This is a genomic window from Salinimonas chungwhensis DSM 16280, assembly GCF_000378185.1.
GTDB classification, from domain to species: domain Bacteria; phylum Pseudomonadota; class Gammaproteobacteria; order Enterobacterales; family Alteromonadaceae; genus Alteromonas; species Alteromonas chungwhensis.
The window spans coordinates 81,732-98,698 of sequence record NZ_KB899384.1 but is presented as its reverse complement, the minus strand read 5'-3'; the positions used below and the strand labels follow the sequence as shown (position 1 = coordinate 98,698).

Here is a 16,967-nt window from a genome sequence, read left to right as displayed (position 1 = left end):
CGGATACTATGAGCGACGATAATCCCCACTCTACCAACGGCTCTGCGCAAAAAAGTTGGCTAGACAAGATCAAACTAACATTTTCCGGAGAGCCGAAAAGTAAGGAAGACCTGGTAGAAGTTATAACTGAAGCCCAGCAACGCGATGTTATCGATCCCCAAACCCGGGAGATGATTGAAGGCGTGATAGGGGTTAACGACATGCGGGTCAGGGATATAATGATCCCGCGTACGCAAATGACGACCATTGATATTGGCCAGACGGTCGACCAGTTCCTGCCTATCATGCTCGAATCCGCCCACTCCCGCTTTCCTGTCATTAGCGAAGATAAAGACCACATTGAAGGCATCCTGCTGGCCAAAGATTTGCTAGCTTACATGTTTAACAGTGAGCAGGAATTTAATCTTAAAGAGGTCATTCGCCAGGCAGTGATTGTGCCGGAAAGTAAACGGGTGGATGTACTGCTTAAAGAATTCCGTCAGCAGCGGTATCACATGGCTATCGTAGTGGATGAATACGGTGGTGTCTCTGGTTTGGTCACCATTGAAGATATACTGGAACTGATTGTTGGCGAGATTGAAGATGAATATGATACCGAAGAAGATGGTACCGATGATATTCGTCCGCTGAATAAATATACGTATTCAGTAAAAGCGCTGATACCTGTTGATGAATTTAATGCGTTTTTTGAAACCAGTTTCAGTGAAGAAGAAGCTGATACCATTGGTGGAATAGTGCTCAAGGCCTTCGGCCACATGCCAGCCACCAACGATGAAATCTCCATAGGCGATATCCACTTCAAAGTTACCCATTCCGATAAACGCCGTCTGGTGCAGCTAAAAGTAACCATCCCCTCTTTGGAGTAATCGTTCTGAACGCTTTTCTTACTGTCGCCCTGCTTGTGCTGAGCGGGGCTAGTCTGACCTTCGCTTTTTCTCCTTTTAATGCCTGGCCGGTGACGTTTCTGGCACTTACCGTTGCCATAAGACAACTTTACCGGCGTCAATCCAATGGGTTTTCCACTGGTTGGTGGTTTGGGTTGGGCTGGTTTGGCGCCGGCATTTCATGGGTGCATGTCAGTATCGCGAATTTTGGCGGAATGCCCCTGCCTGCATCTGTCGGAATAATGCTGGTACTTTGCAGCTATCTGGCACTCTTTCCAGCGCTTGCTTTTTTTCTGACAAAACGCTTCTTTACCCCGGCTATGTGGCCGATGGTATTACCTGGGCTGTGGTTTTTGGCAGAATGGCTGCGCAGCTGGGTACTCAGTGGTTTCCCCTGGTTATCTTTAGGTTACAGTCAGCTTAACAGCCCGTTATCCGGTTGGCTGCCGGTCATTGGGGAAACTGGCGTGACAGCGCTCGTGGTGCTGCTGTGTACTGCCACAGCGATATGGTCATTGAGCAAAAAGTACGTTCCATTATTGTTACTCGTTGCCGTAACCGGGACCAGCGGGTTTGTACTTAATCAACATCGCTGGGTCACCACCACCGATACCCATTCTGTGGCGATGGTACAGGGGAATATTGAGCAGTCTATTCGCTGGGAGCCAGAGCAGGATGGACCGACGATGGCGTTATATCGCAAGATGACGCAGCCATTGTGGGGCAATGATATCGTCATCTGGCCGGAAGCTGCCGTGCCTAAGCTCGAATATCTTGCCAACGCCTATCTGCAAGACCTTGATAAACAGGCAGCGCAAACTCATACAGCCCTGATTACAGGCATTGTAGACTATAATTTCGAAACCAAAAATTCCTGGAATAGCATGATTGTGCTGGGTGCTAAAGAGCCGGGTAATAATGGACACTATCGGTATGGCGGAACGAACCGTTATGCGAAACACCACCTGCTGCCAGTAGGCGAAGTTGTCCCTTTTGAAAGTATTCTGCGCCCGCTGGCGCCATTGTTTGACTTGCCAATGTCGTCATTTTCCCGCGGCGCTTTTGTGCAGGAAAATATTGTTGCCAATGGTGTCAGCATGGCACCCGCATTGTGTTTTGAAATTGCTTTCCCACGACAGGTTTCCGCCAATTTACACCAGGATACGGGAATTATCATTACCGTGAGCAATGATGCCTGGTTTGGTGACTCCCATGGTCCGGCCCAGCATTTACAGATTGCGCAGGTAAGAGCAAAAGAATTTGGCCGTCCTGTGGTTCGTGCCACTAACAATGGTATTACCGCTTTTATAGACGATGCGGGAAATATCACCGGTCGTCTGCCCCAGTTTCAGCGTGGCAGTATCACGTCTGATGTAGACGCAACTACTGGCTTTACCCCCTACCGCTATCTAAGCGACTGGCCCATGAGTGTTATTCTGTTTATCAGTGGAATAACTGGCTGGTTTATCCAGCGCAGATACAGTCAGAACACCTCGCCGCGTAAACAGTAACCGATGTTTAATCTGCCCTAAAGGATCCCTCAATGCGCTTATTTGCATGTTTTTACTTACTTTTAACAGCCTTCCCGGCCTGGTGTGGGTCGCTGGCACTTACCGCTGATCGTATGCTGGATGTTAAAAGCGGTGAAGTTATTACTGATGCGATTGTAATGATTGACGGTAATATCATCAGTCAGGCTGGCCCGGCGACACAGATTGCTATCCCTGAAGGAACACGAACAATAAACCTGGGTGACGCCACCCTGCTACCCGGCCTGATGGACATGCATGTCCACCTGACCAGTGATGCGGCACTGCATGGCTATAAACGTCTGGCTGTATCTTTGCCTCGCGCTACTATCACTGGTGTTAAACATGCCAGAGCGACATTAAATGCCGGCTTTACCACTGTCAGAAATGTAGGTGCCCCCGGATTTGCTGATGTAGCATTGAAAAATGCTATTCGTGCGGGCGACATTTCAGGGCCGAGGATGTTTGTGGCAGGCCCTTCGCTCGGGGTTACCGGCGGGCATTGTGATAACAATTTGCTGCCTTATGATTATCATGATAGCAGCGAAGGCGTCGCAGATGGCCCCTGGGAAATACGAAAAGCAGTAAGACGGAATATTAAATACGGCGCAGATCTTATTAAATTTTGTGCAACCGGTGGTGTGCTGTCTAAAGGTACCAGGGTTGGCGCACAACAATATACCCTGGAAGAGATGCAGGCCCTTGTTGAAGAAGCGCATTTGCGCGGCCTCACGGTGGCTACCCACGCTCATGGAACATCGGGTATTAAGCAAGCTATTCAGGCCGGTGTAGACTCCGTCGAGCACGCCAGTTTACTGGATGATGAAGCTATCGCGATGGCGTTGGAAAAAGGCACTTATCTGTCCATGGATATATATGTTACCGAGTACATTCTTGGCGAAGGTGCTAAAGCGGGCATTCTGGAAGAAAGCCTGGCGAAGGAGCGGACAGTTGGTAAAACGCAGCGGGAGAACTTTAGAAAAGCTGTAGAAGCCGGCGTTAAGATGGTCTTTGGTTCAGATGCAGGCGTCTATCCCCACGGCAACAATGCAAAGCAATTTGCCCGTATGGTGAAGTTTGGTATGACACCGCTGCAAGCGATTCAGGCAGCAACTATCAATGCTGCAACATTGCTTAAGCAAAACGCCACTTTGGGGAGTATCGAAGATGGTAAACTGGCTGACATCATTGCGGTTTCAGGGAATCCTCTTTCTCAAGTAAATACACTGGAAAATGTTCTTCTGGTGGTCAAAGACGGCCAAGTCATCAAGCATCCTGATAAACGATAACGCGCCTTGGTAGGTAGCGTCTGATATCACTGCCATTTATTTAAGATCCGGGTCAACTCACCTGACTCGCGCATTTTTTCAAGCTCGGCATTAAACTTGTCCCGCAATTCAGTATTTCTGGCGATCGCGCCATAAGGTGTCGCCTCAAACACCTGATGTATGCGCAACGCTTTATCGGGATAATATTTGTTCATTATATAGGTTAAAATTCTGCGCTCGCCGATAACCACGTCGGCTCGTTCATTAGCCAGTAACCGCAGCTGCACTTCCCTGTCTGCGATTTCCAGGTAATGATCATCTGTTAATACAGCAGTAAACGCTGTTCCCAGTACATGCCGGGCAGACTGGTAAGCCACCACACTCTTTCCGGCAAGATCATCTAATTGTTCAATGCTAAGATTTTTGCTCTGCAGAGAAACCGCTACATCCTCAAAGGGCAAGTAAGGAACGGTCAGTGCACCCTCTCTGGCCGAAAAAGCGGCCGGGCTGGCGATATCGAACTTTCCGTTCCGAAAGTCTTCAATCAGTCGATTATAGACCAACAAATGGAATTCGCTTTTGTATCCCAGCCTTTCGACTACGCGGCTAATAATATCCACGTCAATACCAATGACTCCCAGCTCTTCGTCATAAAACGCCCAAGGAGGGCCGGCATTAACAGCGATAGATAGCGGTTTTTCGCTGGCTTTAGGAGCGCTAATCTGGAGCAGCACGGCCAGCAATATTATTATAATGCGCTTCATAATAAACATTTTCATCTCAGCGTGGACATTGTCCCTGGCCAATCAATAGAAGTACTTGGATATATTATCGGCGGAAAGTTTCGGATATTAAATACTATTTAAGTATAACTCCCTGGGTGTATTACCCAACTTTAATGATCACTTTTGGTGCCCCATCGCTACCTATATAACTATTGTGCTATCACAGGAACTGTAATGAATCTTTATATTGAATCTCTCGAGGGTGGCTATTATGTCGTGGCGACCGGCGATGAGGAAAATCGTAAACCTGTTATGGTGAAGGACGGAAAACCTAAAACATTTAATTCTATCGACGAAATCCGTGTACATTTCGATGATACTACCTTTGATAAGGTGTGGTTGCGTCAGGCTACACCGTATGAAGAAATGGTGGGTCAGGCAAATAATGATACCGCTCTGGAGATGGAAATTAAGTGGTAATCGATTTTCAGCAATAAATAAACCGGATACAGGAGAAAGCGAATGGCAGGAGGTTGGGCCAAAGATGGCGCAGTACAAGACCAAATCGATGCTAGTGTGGAGGATGGGGTGGCCAAAGCAAAAGGCAATATTCCCCAGGGCGTAAGTGCTGAAGTTTGTGAACTTTGTGATGAGCCAATCTCACAGGCCAGACGCGAGGCAATTCCTGGCGTACAGTTATGCATTGAGTGTCAGACTGAGCAGGAGAAAAAGGCAGCAGAGCAGTCATCCATGAACCGTCGCGCCAGCAAAGATAGCCTGCTTCGGTAATGCAAGGGGTCAGACAACTAAACCAGCTGGTATGACTGTTAGTATTATTTAAGCAAAATAACTGGAACAATGCCCAGTTTATCTGCTTTTTCTGTGGACGCCGCGACAATTGCCCGTGTAATTCGCTAACGCATTATTTTGCTCATCCAGGCCGGTTCCCACCACTGTTAGATTACACCTAATGCGCTCTTCGGCCAATATTCTCGCGAAGTTCACCTTGCCTTTTGTTTCTCTGGTATTGATATTGACGTTAAATAAAAATCGTCATCCAAAATTAAAACCGGGTCTGAGTCCATAATGGTTCCGGAAAAAACCTGGTGTCCGCTATTGACAAGTTTGCCCGTAAATACATCAAGATCCGAGCTAACATGGTAAAGAGAACGACCGGTAATATCGCCAAATAAATCAATAGTTTCTGTGTCCTAATCGCGTTTCCCTGTTACCGTCAGAATTGTTTTGTGACTGATGGATGTTGAAAAATAATGTACCGCAGTCCCTTTCAACCGGGTCCAGCGTTTATTTGTTTACTCGGCCGATAATTTTGTTTCATCACCGGGTGTGACACTAACAGGTATACTCAATACACTTATATTTAACAGATATAAAATTTTAGCCAATGTTTTCATGATTAGTTTTCCTATACTTGTTAATTGTAAGGCTAAGCATAGACGTAATAAATAAGGCATGGAACGGGCAGAGCAGGCCACTATCGGTCACGCATACCGCCATTGATGGTTATGTAACGATTAGGGTGGAGAGGTGGTTTTTATGGCGCAGTTTTCATCTGATAAAAAGCTACAATCGTGGAAAGCTATCGCTAACTTTCTTGAGCACAGCGAAAGAACGGTACGGCGCGGGGAAATGCAGGAAGGCATGCCGGTAGACCGTCATCAGCATATTTCTGGCTCACGAATATTTGCTTATCCGGCCGAACTGAGTAAATGGCTGTCATCCCGTAAGCCTGCTGTCGCCATCAACAGCGCGTCAGCGCTGCATAAAAAACCTTGCAGTGCCGCATTGCCATTTGTGAAGATATCGTGGCTAAGCTGGCAACGTTAGAGACACTAACGATAATCAGCTATTCTTCTATGCGTTATTTGCTAGCCGATAAAATCGGTATTATCAGAGGCACTCGCGGATATGCAACTAGATTTTTACCTTGAGAGGAGCATTTTGTCAGGCATCAGCAACTACGTTTAAACAGTCGTCTGATCGATGCTTCGAACCAAAAAATATTGTTGTCATCAACGTATCACACCTCACTTGAAACTGGGAAACTGCAAGACAGCAAATTGTGGCAGAGATTATCACCAGCTTGCCGCTCTACGCAGCAGACCGAGCAATAGCCACAAATTTCTGTGTCTCTTTGAATAATCAGACCGCCTGGAAGTACCTGCATATGGCACGTTCAGAATCAATAAAGTGGCAGCCGGCGTCGATAGAGCGCGCTATCCAGTTACTTTGCGCGGCCCGAGAGTTAATCGGTGACAATGCTCTCATTCAAGCCACTCTGGGCAGAGTCTATTTACAGTCACGCGAGGCTGGCATTGGCTGCTCAGACAGACCCTTAAACAATGTTCGGGAGATTCTCAACCAGCTTGAATTTAAGCATCCAGGTGAATTTAGCACACTCTCGCTAACTGCTTGGTATGAATATATAACCGGCAATATTGGCAATGCTATTTACGCGTTGAAGAGTGCTTTATCATTGTAGCCAAATGACCCAGATACACTGGCACTATTGGCAAACTGTTACCTGATCACCGGTCAGACTCCGCTGGCATGGCCGCTTATTGAAGCACTGCAGATTGTCGGTCCCTTGACGCCGGTGAGTCGCTGTTTACCAGGCTGGTATCGACTTCACTTAGTTACCTTTTATGGCGCTATCGCTCCTTATGAAAAAGTGCTGGACATGGATCCACATAGTCCAATAGGTCGCTTATTTTTATCATGGGTATATGCGCTTGATGGTGAAACAGAGAAAGTTATCGCCACCAGCAACGGTTTTACCGTTTCTGAATCCGAGACGTTACCTGCGCATATTGCCTTTAACTTCAGAGACACTTTGAAGGGTAAACAGTCTGAGTTTCAACTGACTGAGGCACAGGTTTCGATGGCGTCGGTTAACGAAATGCTGGTGCGATTTGTCGCGTTTACCTATGCTGTGACCGGCAATATTGAGGAGGCTACGTTATGGCTAAGACGCGCTTACCAGCTGGGCTTTTGTGCTTACCCATTGCTTAATAATCATCTCCCTTACTTTCGCGCTTATCGCAGCTATGCTCCGCTTGAAAAGCTGATGTTAGAAATAAAGCAAAGTTGGCAAACAATGACTATATCTCACCTTGCAGGCTAGCATTCCAACACGCTTAATCATCAGGCTAATGAAACCGGCACTCCTCGTCCTTACCCATTGATGCGGGAAGCGTGGTGGCTGTTTTTATTTCGCTGCTGATTTTGCTCTGGTGCTATACGATGTTTTCTTGCTACCGGCTACTTCAATGCTGAGCGAATCGTATCGGTGGATAGTGGCTTAACAAAGTGGTCTTCAAAACCTGCTTCTTTCGACGCTTCTATGTACTTTTCTGTTCCCCACCCGCTTTGTGAGAAAAATCTGACATTTTTTGCTTCCGGCAATTTTTTAAGCATTCTGCATAATTCATAACCGTCAATATCAGGCATGCCGATATCCAGAAATACATAGCCTGGCTTAAACCGTTTAAATGCATCAACAGCTTCGGTGGGCGAGGTAATACCCAATACTTCCAGCCCCATCGCTTCTGAAAGCAGACAATAAGTATCTACCAAGTCAGCGTTATCATCCACAAACATAACCCGCTTATCAACGCTGGTGACACTTGATGCCTGTGTATCGGTATCTTCAAAAGCTTGTTGAGACACCGGTAACCGCACTTCAAATGTACTGCCTTTGTCCAGCCCCTCACTGAACACGGAAATATCACCATGATGCAAGGTTACCAGTTTCTGTACCAGGGTAAGTCCAATCCCCAGGCCACCTTTGGTTTGCGTAGAGTGCGCGTCGATTTGCGTAAACATATTAAAAACATCTTTAAGTCTTTCATCAGGGATCCCCATACCATTATCTTTCACCGCGACGATTACCATTGGCCCTTCTTCACGGACTGTTATCGCTATTTTTCCATTAGCTTCACTATATTTCGCCGCATTGTGAATAATGTTGGAAAAAATCTGACTCAGACGTGCTTTATCTCCATATACAGTCACGTTCTCACTTTGATAACCCAGCGTCAGCTCATGATTTTTAGTTTTAATATGCTGCTCAACGATTTCCAGTGATTCAGAAAGAATATCCCCAATATTTACCCGTTCGAATTCAAGTTTTACTTTCCCTCGTGTAATGCGAGAAACATCCATCAAATCGTTGATTAGTTTCGACATATACTCGGCTTGCCGATTTATTATTGAGGTAACCCGCGTACGCGTTGCATCATCACTGGCTGACTCTAAAATACTGGCGCCGGACATTATCGGCCCAAGGGGATTGCGCAGTTCGTGAGCCAGAGTGGCCAGAAATTCATTGCGGTACTGGTCCTGTTTCTCCAGCTCCTCGATACTGATATGCATGCGCTCCTGAACTTCCAGCGCATAAACTAAAAACATACGATTCAGCCGATTAGCGGTATCGATATCAGCCTTATCATATTCAGGGGCCTGGCCTTCAATAACCCGTTCATTGACTTTAAATGAACTTCTCGGCTTCAACCTTTCAGCTTTAGATGCTGCTTCCGATTTTTCACCTTCAGAACCTATCCATTTTTGAACTTTGGTTTCTTCTTTTCTGAACCAGGCAGTGAAATACTGTTTTTTCTCAAACAGCGGTATGATCATGATGCCCGCGATTTTATAATCACGTGCTTCCGGCCATTTTTCATAAAGCGCGTCATTCACATAAGGAAAGCCGCTCGCTTTTCTGGCGTCATTGAAAATAGACTTCAAAAGATCTACAGGCAGGGTCTCGCCCAATACAATGGTTTCATACTGCGAATAGTAGATGAAACCACAGCTATTCATGGCTTCTAAAAACGCTTTTTCGCCACTTTTAACAACCCGCCCAATAGGGTTGGAAGGACCAATTTTATCCAACATGCCGTCTACAGCTTCATCGATTTCCTGTTTTTTCTTGCGGGCGATTTCTTCCTCTTTGGCCCGCAAATGCCAGCTGAATAGCTGGCTTAGGTTTTCGCACTGCAACCGCACATCCTGTGGAATATAGCGAGTATCCCGGTGATGGCAGGAGATAAGACCATACAGCTCGCCATCAGTGACCAGGGAAATTGAAAAAGAAGCTCGTAATCCCTGATTACGGATATATTGCAGATGGATAGGCGAAAATCGGCGCAATAAAGAGCGGGTCAAATCCAGGGGCTCACGCTTTGAGTCTTTCACTGAAGGCACCAGTGGTGAAGCGGGTAATTCGGTGTCGGGCGTAAGCCTTACCCAATTTAATGTATACAGCTCCCGCGCCTGACTGGGGATGTCGGCTGCCGGAAAATACAGATCCTGATAAGACTCCAGATCATCCGCTTTTGCCTCAGCGATAACCTTGCCAGAATAATCATCGTTGAATTTGTAAAGGACAACTCTGTCCATGTTGGTCAGATAGCGAATGGTGGCTGTCATTTCATGGGCCATTTCGCTTAACGTTGTCATTTCTTTAAAACGTGGTGCTACCGACATCGCATACAGTTTAATGAACTGTTCGGCACCGTAAGAATCACGAAATTCTGAGGCCGGCTCAAGCTCCACCACGTAATTCTCACCCGAATCGTATACGACAGCCAGATAATCATTTTCGGTGTCCGGGTATAAAATTTGTTTATCTAACTCAATCTTGATCGGCAGGCGAATCTTGTTTTTTGCGACACGCTCAAATGTTTCTTCTAAAAAAGCTTTGCTGTCTGTCTGTGGACACAGTAAATCCAGAAAATGTTTGCCCAATACGCTTTCTTTAAAGAGTTCCTTCGTATTTTCACTAACTACCGAAATATTCAGTTCGTCATGGGTAAAGGCGATTAAAAAACCGTAGCTTTGTATTGCTTCAGGAATATGTATCGGCTCATCTTCACAATTTTCGAAATCAAAATCGGAAAGCACATCAGTCATCTATTTGTTCCACTAAAAAGGGCCAGACTTACCTTCCTGGTTTGCTCAGGCTTTAAATAAAATTCAACAAAAAACTTCTACTGCCTGCAAGGATACTTAGATCAGCTTTCGGATTTGCCCATTCACCAACAATCACTGGCTTGTTAAGTGCACCTTAGCCTTGAAAATTGTCGCCAAAAGCTTAACCTTACAAATACTGATGCCCTACCGGGGTCAGTCTTTATTTACCATATTGCTTTACTATGAGGATATGCCGACCATGCGCTCAGTAGATTTAACGCCCCTGTACCGTTCATTTATTGGTAGTGACCATCTGGCCAACATGATTGATGCTGCCACACAATCGGAAAAACAAAGTGGGTATCCACCTTACAATGTTGAGGTACTCAGTGAAACCAAATACCGTATTACTATGGCGGTGGCCGGTTTTACTCAACAGGATATTGATATTGAAATGCTGGAAAATACACTGACTATTGCAGGAAAAAAAGCGCCGAAAGCTGCGGGTGCGCCTGAACGTACATTCTTGCACAAAGGTATATCAGAAAGAGGTTTTGAGCGTAAGTTTCAGCTAGGAGACAACGTGAAGGTCTTGGGCGCAGAGCTGGAGCATGGCTTGCTAAATATTGATATGGAAAGAATTTTACCTGAAGCGAAAAAACCCAAAAAGATAGAGATAAGCAATAAGCTGCAACACGCTCGCTAGTAAATATGCCATTTAATTATTTTTGCCGTTTATAGTCAGGCACATTGCGGATCACCGCCGTGCCTGACAGATGATCGTGAAATCCACGCTTTTGATTATCAAATAGAATCCAGAGGAATCCGAGCCCCAGGGGAACGATTGAAGCAATATAGGCGACATACCGGATAACCGATTTAATGACCGTTGGTTTTTCTCCGGTGAGCGCATCCACTACTTGAATGCCTAACAGCATTTTCCCTGGCGTACCCAGGTATTTTTGCCAGAACCAAATAGTCAGCCCGAATGGCAAGACGTAACCAACGAGTATACTGGGCCAGTTCAACGCCCCGCCACTGGCCATCATCACTGACCCCATGGTCAGACTAACCGGCACGCTGACAAACAAAAAAAACATCAGCGTATCTATAAGTACAGCGGCAAAGCGCAGCACAAAACCGGCTGGTGTAGAATGTGTCATAAAAAACCGTTCAACTTTGCCAGACCCAACGCATTGCAGGTGGAAGCGTCTCTGATTTCACCTGCCCGGATTTTTTTATCCAGCGTAGCCAGTGACAAACGCTGGACGGTCAGTCCTTCCTCTTCCGGGTCAAGTTGCTGTTGCCCCTGCGTGAGTCCGCTAGCCACATAAATATGATAACCCTGACTACTCATTCCATAAGCCAGATACTGAAATGCCACATGTTCAAGCTTATCCGCTGCTAAGCCGGTTTCTTCTTTTAATTCGCCCGCTGCCAGCACTAATGGGTCAACATCAGGGCTTGCGTCCCATGTCCCTTGAGGAAACTCCAGTTGACGCTCCCCGACAGGATAGCGATATTGCTCCACCATATACACATGGTCATCCTGAATAGGGATAATGATCGCAAAATGCGGTTTCTCTATCACACTGTAAAGGCCTTCAGCGCCACTGGCTCGCTCGATTATATCTTCTCTTACTTTCATCCAGCGGTTCTGATAAACCGTTTTAGAGCGCAGTGTCTTTATCTCTGGCTTATTGTTATTATTCATGCGCAGATCCCTGCCTGGCTGTATTCATAATACCCGGAATAATTTTAAACCAATCTACAAACATCTCATGCTCTTTCTGCCCCACCGCCACAGGGGAAATGTGTGACTCTTCATCATTCACGAAGCGCTGTACATGAGGATACCGCCATCCATCTTCATTACTGATATTACTGACCGGATCAGTCTGCGCGCCATATACCAATGTGGGCACACCTAAAAGTGGTATAGTCGGTAGCATATCAGTCTGTGCCATCGTCACCCCACTGCGTGTAAGGGCCAGTTCGGCGCCCGCTTCTATTGAACTGTCAGGTAACAGCATGTTCAGCCAGGGGGTGAACGTTTGCGCCACACCCAACGACGCTTTATCAAAACGCTGCATCGGCGCCAGCAACACCAACCCGTCGACCGACTGGCTATCGCGTGCGGCATTGACCGCCGCCAGCGCGCCCATAGAATGACCGACAATAATAAGCGGACGTGGTGCGTCCTTTAGTTCGGTACTGATAAAATCTGCCATTTCCTGACCATCAGTAATACCATAGCTTCGTTGCAAATTCGCTTCACCATGGCCGGGCAAATCTGGCGCGACCACATCAAAACCCAGATAATGGAAATAACTTATGGTGATTGCCCAGACATGCTTATCCCCACCATGACCATGAAGCAAGAGCACGGTACCTTGGTATTGATTCTCCAGCTGCTCATCTAAAAGCAACACTTTTTCTACCACTTTTGAGCCTGATTCCATGCTCGTTTTCAATTCCAGACCGTATTCGGACGTAGATGCAGTAGTTGTATCGGTTGGTTCAGTCGGCGACGGAGTACTGAGCAAATATTGTGTACAAAACGACGTGGTTTTGCTGCAATAGCTTTTTGTAGAGACATTTATTTTTTTATAAAACTCCTCAAGGCTTCCCTTGCTGAAAGTAGTTTTCAACTGCGCATTTTCAATCTCATCAGCGACTAAGCCGGCGCAACCGGAAACCAGGAAAACCAGTGCGCAGATACCTAGCAAAATTCGGAAGCCTTTCATTGTTTTTATCCTTAAAAACCTAAAACACTACACAAAAAAGGGAGCCTGATGCTCCCTTTTTTCTAAAGATATTCAACGTTGACGATTTCAAACTCAACCGAACCTGACGGTGTGTCAATATTCACCACATCATCCACTTCCTTACCAATAAGGCCGCGAGCGATTGGCGAGTTTACCGAGATAAGGTTGTTTTTTATATCCGCCTCGTCATCACCGACGATACGATAACGGGTTTCTTTATCTGTCTCCAGATTCATAATGGTGACGGTGGTACCAAAAATAATCTTGCCATTATTTTCGATTTTAGTGACATCGATAATTTGCGCATTGGACAATTTGCCTTCGATATCCTGAATACGTCCTTCACAGAAACTCTGCTGTTCACGCGCTGCGTGATACTCAGCATTTTCTTTAAGGTCACCGTGCTCCCGGGCTTCCGCAATAGCTTCAATAATGCGCGGGCGGGTGACTGTTTTCAGTTCATTTAACTCATTGCGCAGAAGCTCTGCACCGTGAGCAGTCATTGGATACTGAGCCATGGAAGTGTCTCACCTGTGGTTTTTTGGTTGTCGTGATCAAAAAAAGTGCGCCATTAAGGCGCACAACTTTCAGTTTTTATGAAAACAGGATACCGCGTATCCCGTTTTTTGTCATCAATGTTTAATACGAGCGTGTAAATCCTGTACGGATGTAGCACGGTTACGATCATCTGCCGACTTGGCCTGCACAGTAGCAAAGGCGGCGTTCATCGTCGTCGTATATGTGATTTTATTGAGCAATGCTTCTCGGCGGATGTACACCGAGTCGGTTATCGCCTGACGTCCCTCTGTAGTATTGATGATGTAATCATACACGCCGTTTTTAATAGCATCGACGATATTCGGGCGCCCTTCAGAGACCTTATTCACCACTGAGCTCATAATACCGGCATCGTAGAGCGTAGTAGCGGTACCCCGGGTACACTCAATGTCAAAACCGTTTTCGCTCAGTAATTTTGCCAGTTCAATGACTCGCGCTTTGTCATTATCGCGCACCGACAACAAGACCTTGCCGCCTTTGGGTAATGGCGCACCGGCACCTAAATTGGCCTTAGCGTAGGCTTCTTCAAACGTCTCACCCACACCCATGACTTCGCCGGTTGAACGCATCTCGGGGCCTAACAGCGGGTCGACACCCTGGAATTTAGCAAAAGGTAATACTACTTCCTTGACCGAGTAGAACGGCGGAATAACTTCTTCAGTTACGCCCTGCTCTGCCAGGCTGACGCCCGCCATTGCACGAGCGGCCACTTTTGCCAGCTGAATGCCAGTGGCCTTGGACACAAACGGCACCGTACGCGCAGCCCGCGGATTGACCTCGATCAGATAAACCTCGCCATCTTTTACGGCAAACTGCGTGTTCATCAGACCGACCACACCCAGCTCCAGCGCCATGTCTTTTACCTGCTTTCGCATCACATCCTGGATGTCTTTGGTTAAAGAATGTGGTGGTAAAGAACATGCGGAGTCACCAGAGTGCACACCAGCCTGTTCAATATGCTCCATAATACCGCCAATAACGACATCGGTACCGTCACACATGGCGTCGATGTCTACTTCAATAGCATCGTCTAAGAAGCGATCCAGCAGTACCGGGGAGTCGTTAGATACTTTCACAGCCTCTGTCAGGTAGCGTTTAAGATCCTTCATATCATAAACGATTTCCATGGCGCGTCCGCCCAATACATAAGATGGACGAACGACCAGCGGAAAGCCAATCGCATCTGCCTGTTCCAGTGCTTCCTGCATATTACTGACTGTGGCATTAGCAGGTTGTTTCAGACTAAGCTTATTGATCATCTGCTGAAAGCGCTCACGATCCTCAGCCCGGTCAATTGCATCCGGGCTCGTCCCGATAATGGGCACGCCGTTTGCTTCCAGAGCGCGGGCCAGTTTCAACGGCGTCTGGCCACCGTACTGAACAATCACGCCTTTAGGTTTTTCTTTGGCGACAATCTCCAGTACATCTTCCAGCGTCACCGGTTCGAAATACAGTCTGTCGGACGTATCGTAGTCGGTGGAAACAGTTTCCGGGTTGCAATTTACCATGATGGTTTCGTAACCATCTTCACGCAATGCCAATGCTGCATGAACACAGCAGTAGTCGAATTCGATTCCCTGACCAATGCGGTTAGGGCCGCCACCCAATACCATTATTTTAGGGTTATCACTGGGATCGGCTTCGCACTCTTCATCATAAGTCGAGTACATATACGCTGTGCTGGTGGAAAACTCCGCAGCGCAGGTGTCCACGCGCTTGTAGACCGGATGGATATCAAAGTCTCTGCGCACATCGCGCACATCACTTTCGGCTACATTGGTCAGCTCTGCCAGACGCGCATCAGAAAAACCTTTACGTTTAAGTTTACGCATCATTGCAGCATCGATTTTACCAATGCCCCGTTCAGCGACCTCATTTTCCAGCAGAATCAGTTCTTCAATCTGAACCAGATACCAGCGGTCAATATTCGTCAGCTCAAAAACGTCTTCAACGGTCATGCCCATTCTGAATGCATCGCCGATGTACCAGATACGCTCTGCTCCCGCCTCGCGCAATTCGTAAATAAGCTTGCTGCGAGCATCAGCATCGTCCAGGTTAACCATGGGATTGAGACCGGTGGCCCCGACTTCCAGACCTCGCAGCGCTTTTTGTAGCGACTCTTGCTGGTTGCGTCCGATAGCCATAACCTCACCCACTGATTTCATTTGTGTGGTAAGGCGATCATTTGCGCCGGCAAACTTTTCGAAGTTAAAACGCGGTATTTTAGTAACCACATAATCAATGGAGGGTTCAAATGACGCGGGAGTAAGGCCGCCAGTGATATCATTATCCAGCTCATCCAGTGAATACCCGACAGCCAGCTTCGCAGCCACTTTCGCGATGGGGAAACCTGTGGCTTTTGACGCCAGCGCGGAGGAGCGTGACACCCGGGGGTTCATTTCGATGATGACCATTCGGCCGGTCTGCGGATCTACGCCAAATTGAACATTTGAGCCACCGGTTTCAACGCCGATTTCCCGCAATACTGCCATCGCCGCATTACGCATAATCTGAAATTCTTTGTCGGTCAGGGTCTGCGCGGGGGCGACGGTGATTGAATCACCGGTGTGGACACCCATAGGGTCGAAGTTTTCAATAGTACAGACAATGATACAGTTATCATTTTTGTCTCGTACCACCTCCATCTCATACTCTTTCCAGCCAATCAGCGATTCATCGATAAGCAACTCATTGATAGGAGAAAGATCAAGACCGCGGTGACAAATTTCATTGAATTCATCAACGTTGTAAGCAATGCCGCCGCCGGAACCGCCCATAGTGAACGAAGGGCGAATAATACAGGGAAAACCAATGCGGCTTAGTACATCGTGCGCTTCTTCCATGCTATGAGCAATTTCAGCATGCGGGCATTCAAGACCAATTTTGCGCATTGCTTTATCAAAACGATCGCGATCTTCGGCTTTATCAATCGCATCCGCTGTGGCACCGATAAGCTCTACACCAAACTCTTCCAGCACGCCCTTACGATCAAGCTCAAGCGCACAGTTTAATGCAGTTTGCCCACCCATTGTCGGCAATACCGCATCAGGGCGTTCTTTTTCGATGATTTTGCGCACGACTTCCCAGTGAATAGGCTCGATGTAGGTGGCATCAGCCATTTCCGGGTCGGTCATTATGGTGGCCGGATTAGAGTTCACCAGAATGACCCGATACCCCTCTTCACGCAACGCCTTACACGCTTGCGCGCCGGAGTAGTCAAACTCGCAGGCCTGGCCGATGACAATAGGGCCGGCTCCCAGTATCAAAATGCTTTTTAAGTCAGTACGTTTTGGCATAGTGG

General features: G+C 47.1%; 16 protein-coding genes. 9 read left to right on the top strand and 7 right to left on the bottom strand.

The window, feature by feature from the left end:
* The first annotated feature begins 8 nt into the window (after positions 1 to 8).
* Genes corC through F458_RS0113295 form a run of 3 tightly spaced genes read left to right on the top strand, consistent with a single transcriptional unit; the run spans position 9 to position 3,702 of the window.
* Positions 9 to 866 (top strand): CNNM family magnesium/cobalt transport protein CorC, encoded by an 858-nt coding sequence (gene corC / locus F458_RS0113305; RefSeq protein ID WP_018983924.1) that lies wholly within the window; start codon positions 9 to 11, stop codon positions 864 to 866.
* Positions 867 to 901: 35 nt separating this feature from the next.
* The gene (lnt, locus tag F458_RS0113300; RefSeq protein ID WP_018983923.1) at positions 902 to 2,395 is read left to right on the top strand and encodes an apolipoprotein N-acyltransferase; all 1,494 of its coding nucleotides are present in this window, start codon (positions 902 to 904) and stop codon (positions 2,393 to 2,395) included.
* A 32-nt stretch (positions 2,396 to 2,427) separates the two neighbouring features.
* On the top strand, positions 2,428 to 3,702 hold the full coding sequence (locus tag F458_RS0113295; RefSeq protein ID WP_018983922.1) for a Xaa-Pro dipeptidase: 1,275 nt from the start codon (positions 2,428 to 2,430) through the stop codon (positions 3,700 to 3,702).
* Positions 3,703 to 3,728: 26 nt separating this feature from the next.
* On the opposite strand, the gene F458_RS0113290 is transcribed toward F458_RS0113295, so the two are convergent.
* Complete coding sequence (locus F458_RS0113290) at positions 3,729 to 4,445, bottom strand: substrate-binding periplasmic protein (protein WP_232362668.1); 717 nt, start codon at positions 4,443 to 4,445, stop codon at positions 3,729 to 3,731.
* Positions 4,446 to 4,640: 195 nt separating this feature from the next.
* On the opposite strand from F458_RS0113290, the gene F458_RS0113285 reads away from it, so the two are divergent.
* The 5 genes from F458_RS0113285 (at position 4,641) to F458_RS0113260 (ending at position 7,551) form a co-directional block, all read left to right on the top strand.
* Positions 4,641 to 4,886, top strand: coding sequence for a DUF6482 family protein (locus F458_RS0113285; RefSeq protein ID WP_018983920.1), 246 nt, complete (start codon positions 4,641 to 4,643; stop codon positions 4,884 to 4,886).
* Between the two features lie 42 nt (positions 4,887 to 4,928).
* Positions 4,929 to 5,195, top strand: coding sequence for a DksA/TraR family C4-type zinc finger protein (locus tag F458_RS0113280; RefSeq protein WP_018983919.1), 267 nt, complete (start codon positions 4,929 to 4,931; stop codon positions 5,193 to 5,195).
* A 768-nt stretch (positions 5,196 to 5,963) separates the two neighbouring features.
* On the top strand, positions 5,964 to 6,254 hold the full coding sequence (locus F458_RS0113270) for a hypothetical protein (RefSeq protein ID WP_018983917.1): 291 nt from the start codon (positions 5,964 to 5,966) through the stop codon (positions 6,252 to 6,254).
* A 235-nt stretch (positions 6,255 to 6,489) separates the two neighbouring features.
* Positions 6,490 to 6,909 carry a hypothetical protein gene (locus F458_RS0113265; protein WP_018983916.1) on the top strand — a complete coding sequence of 140 codons (420 nt, stop codon included), beginning with the start codon at positions 6,490 to 6,492 and terminating at the stop codon, positions 6,907 to 6,909.
* 27 nt (positions 6,910 to 6,936) lie between these two features.
* Positions 6,937 to 7,551, top strand: coding sequence for a hypothetical protein (locus F458_RS0113260; protein ID WP_018983915.1), 615 nt, complete (start codon positions 6,937 to 6,939; stop codon positions 7,549 to 7,551).
* A 137-nt stretch (positions 7,552 to 7,688) separates the two neighbouring features.
* Here the strand turns inward: F458_RS0113260 and F458_RS0113255 are convergent, their stop codons facing one another.
* The gene (locus F458_RS0113255) at positions 7,689 to 10,340 is read right to left on the bottom strand and encodes an ATP-binding protein (protein ID WP_018983914.1); all 2,652 of its coding nucleotides are present in this window, start codon (positions 10,338 to 10,340) and stop codon (positions 7,689 to 7,691) included.
* A gap of 259 nt (positions 10,341 to 10,599) precedes the next feature.
* Here F458_RS0113255 and F458_RS0113250 point away from each other — a divergent pair, with 259 nt between their 5' ends.
* Entirely contained in the window at positions 10,600 to 11,046 is a 447-nt protein-coding gene (locus F458_RS0113250) for an Hsp20 family protein (protein ID WP_026294684.1), read from the top strand.
* A gap of 16 nt (positions 11,047 to 11,062) precedes the next feature.
* Here the strand turns inward: F458_RS0113250 and F458_RS0113245 are convergent, their stop codons facing one another.
* The 5 genes from F458_RS0113245 to carB form a co-directional block, all read right to left on the bottom strand.
* Entirely contained in the window at positions 11,063 to 11,503 is a 441-nt protein-coding gene (locus F458_RS0113245; protein ID WP_018983912.1) for an RDD family protein, read from the bottom strand.
* On the bottom strand, positions 11,500 to 12,054 hold the full coding sequence (locus F458_RS0113240) for an NUDIX domain-containing protein (protein WP_018983911.1): 555 nt from the start codon (positions 12,052 to 12,054) through the stop codon (positions 11,500 to 11,502). Before F458_RS0113240 ends, F458_RS0113245 begins: the two co-directional genes overlap by 4 nt.
* Positions 12,047 to 13,087, bottom strand: a complete 1,041-nt coding sequence (locus F458_RS20185; RefSeq protein WP_018983910.1) for an alpha/beta hydrolase — start codon at positions 13,085 to 13,087, stop codon at positions 12,047 to 12,049. Before F458_RS20185 ends, F458_RS0113240 begins: the two co-directional genes overlap by 8 nt.
* Positions 13,088 to 13,149: 62 nt before the next feature.
* Positions 13,150 to 13,626, bottom strand: a complete 477-nt coding sequence (gene greA / locus F458_RS0113230; protein WP_018983909.1) for a transcription elongation factor GreA — start codon at positions 13,624 to 13,626, stop codon at positions 13,150 to 13,152.
* Positions 13,627 to 13,740: 114 nt separating this feature from the next.
* Entirely contained in the window at positions 13,741 to 16,962 is a 3,222-nt protein-coding gene (gene carB / locus F458_RS0113225; protein WP_018983908.1) for a carbamoyl-phosphate synthase large subunit, read from the bottom strand.
* Between the last annotated feature and the right edge of the window lie 5 nt (positions 16,963 to 16,967).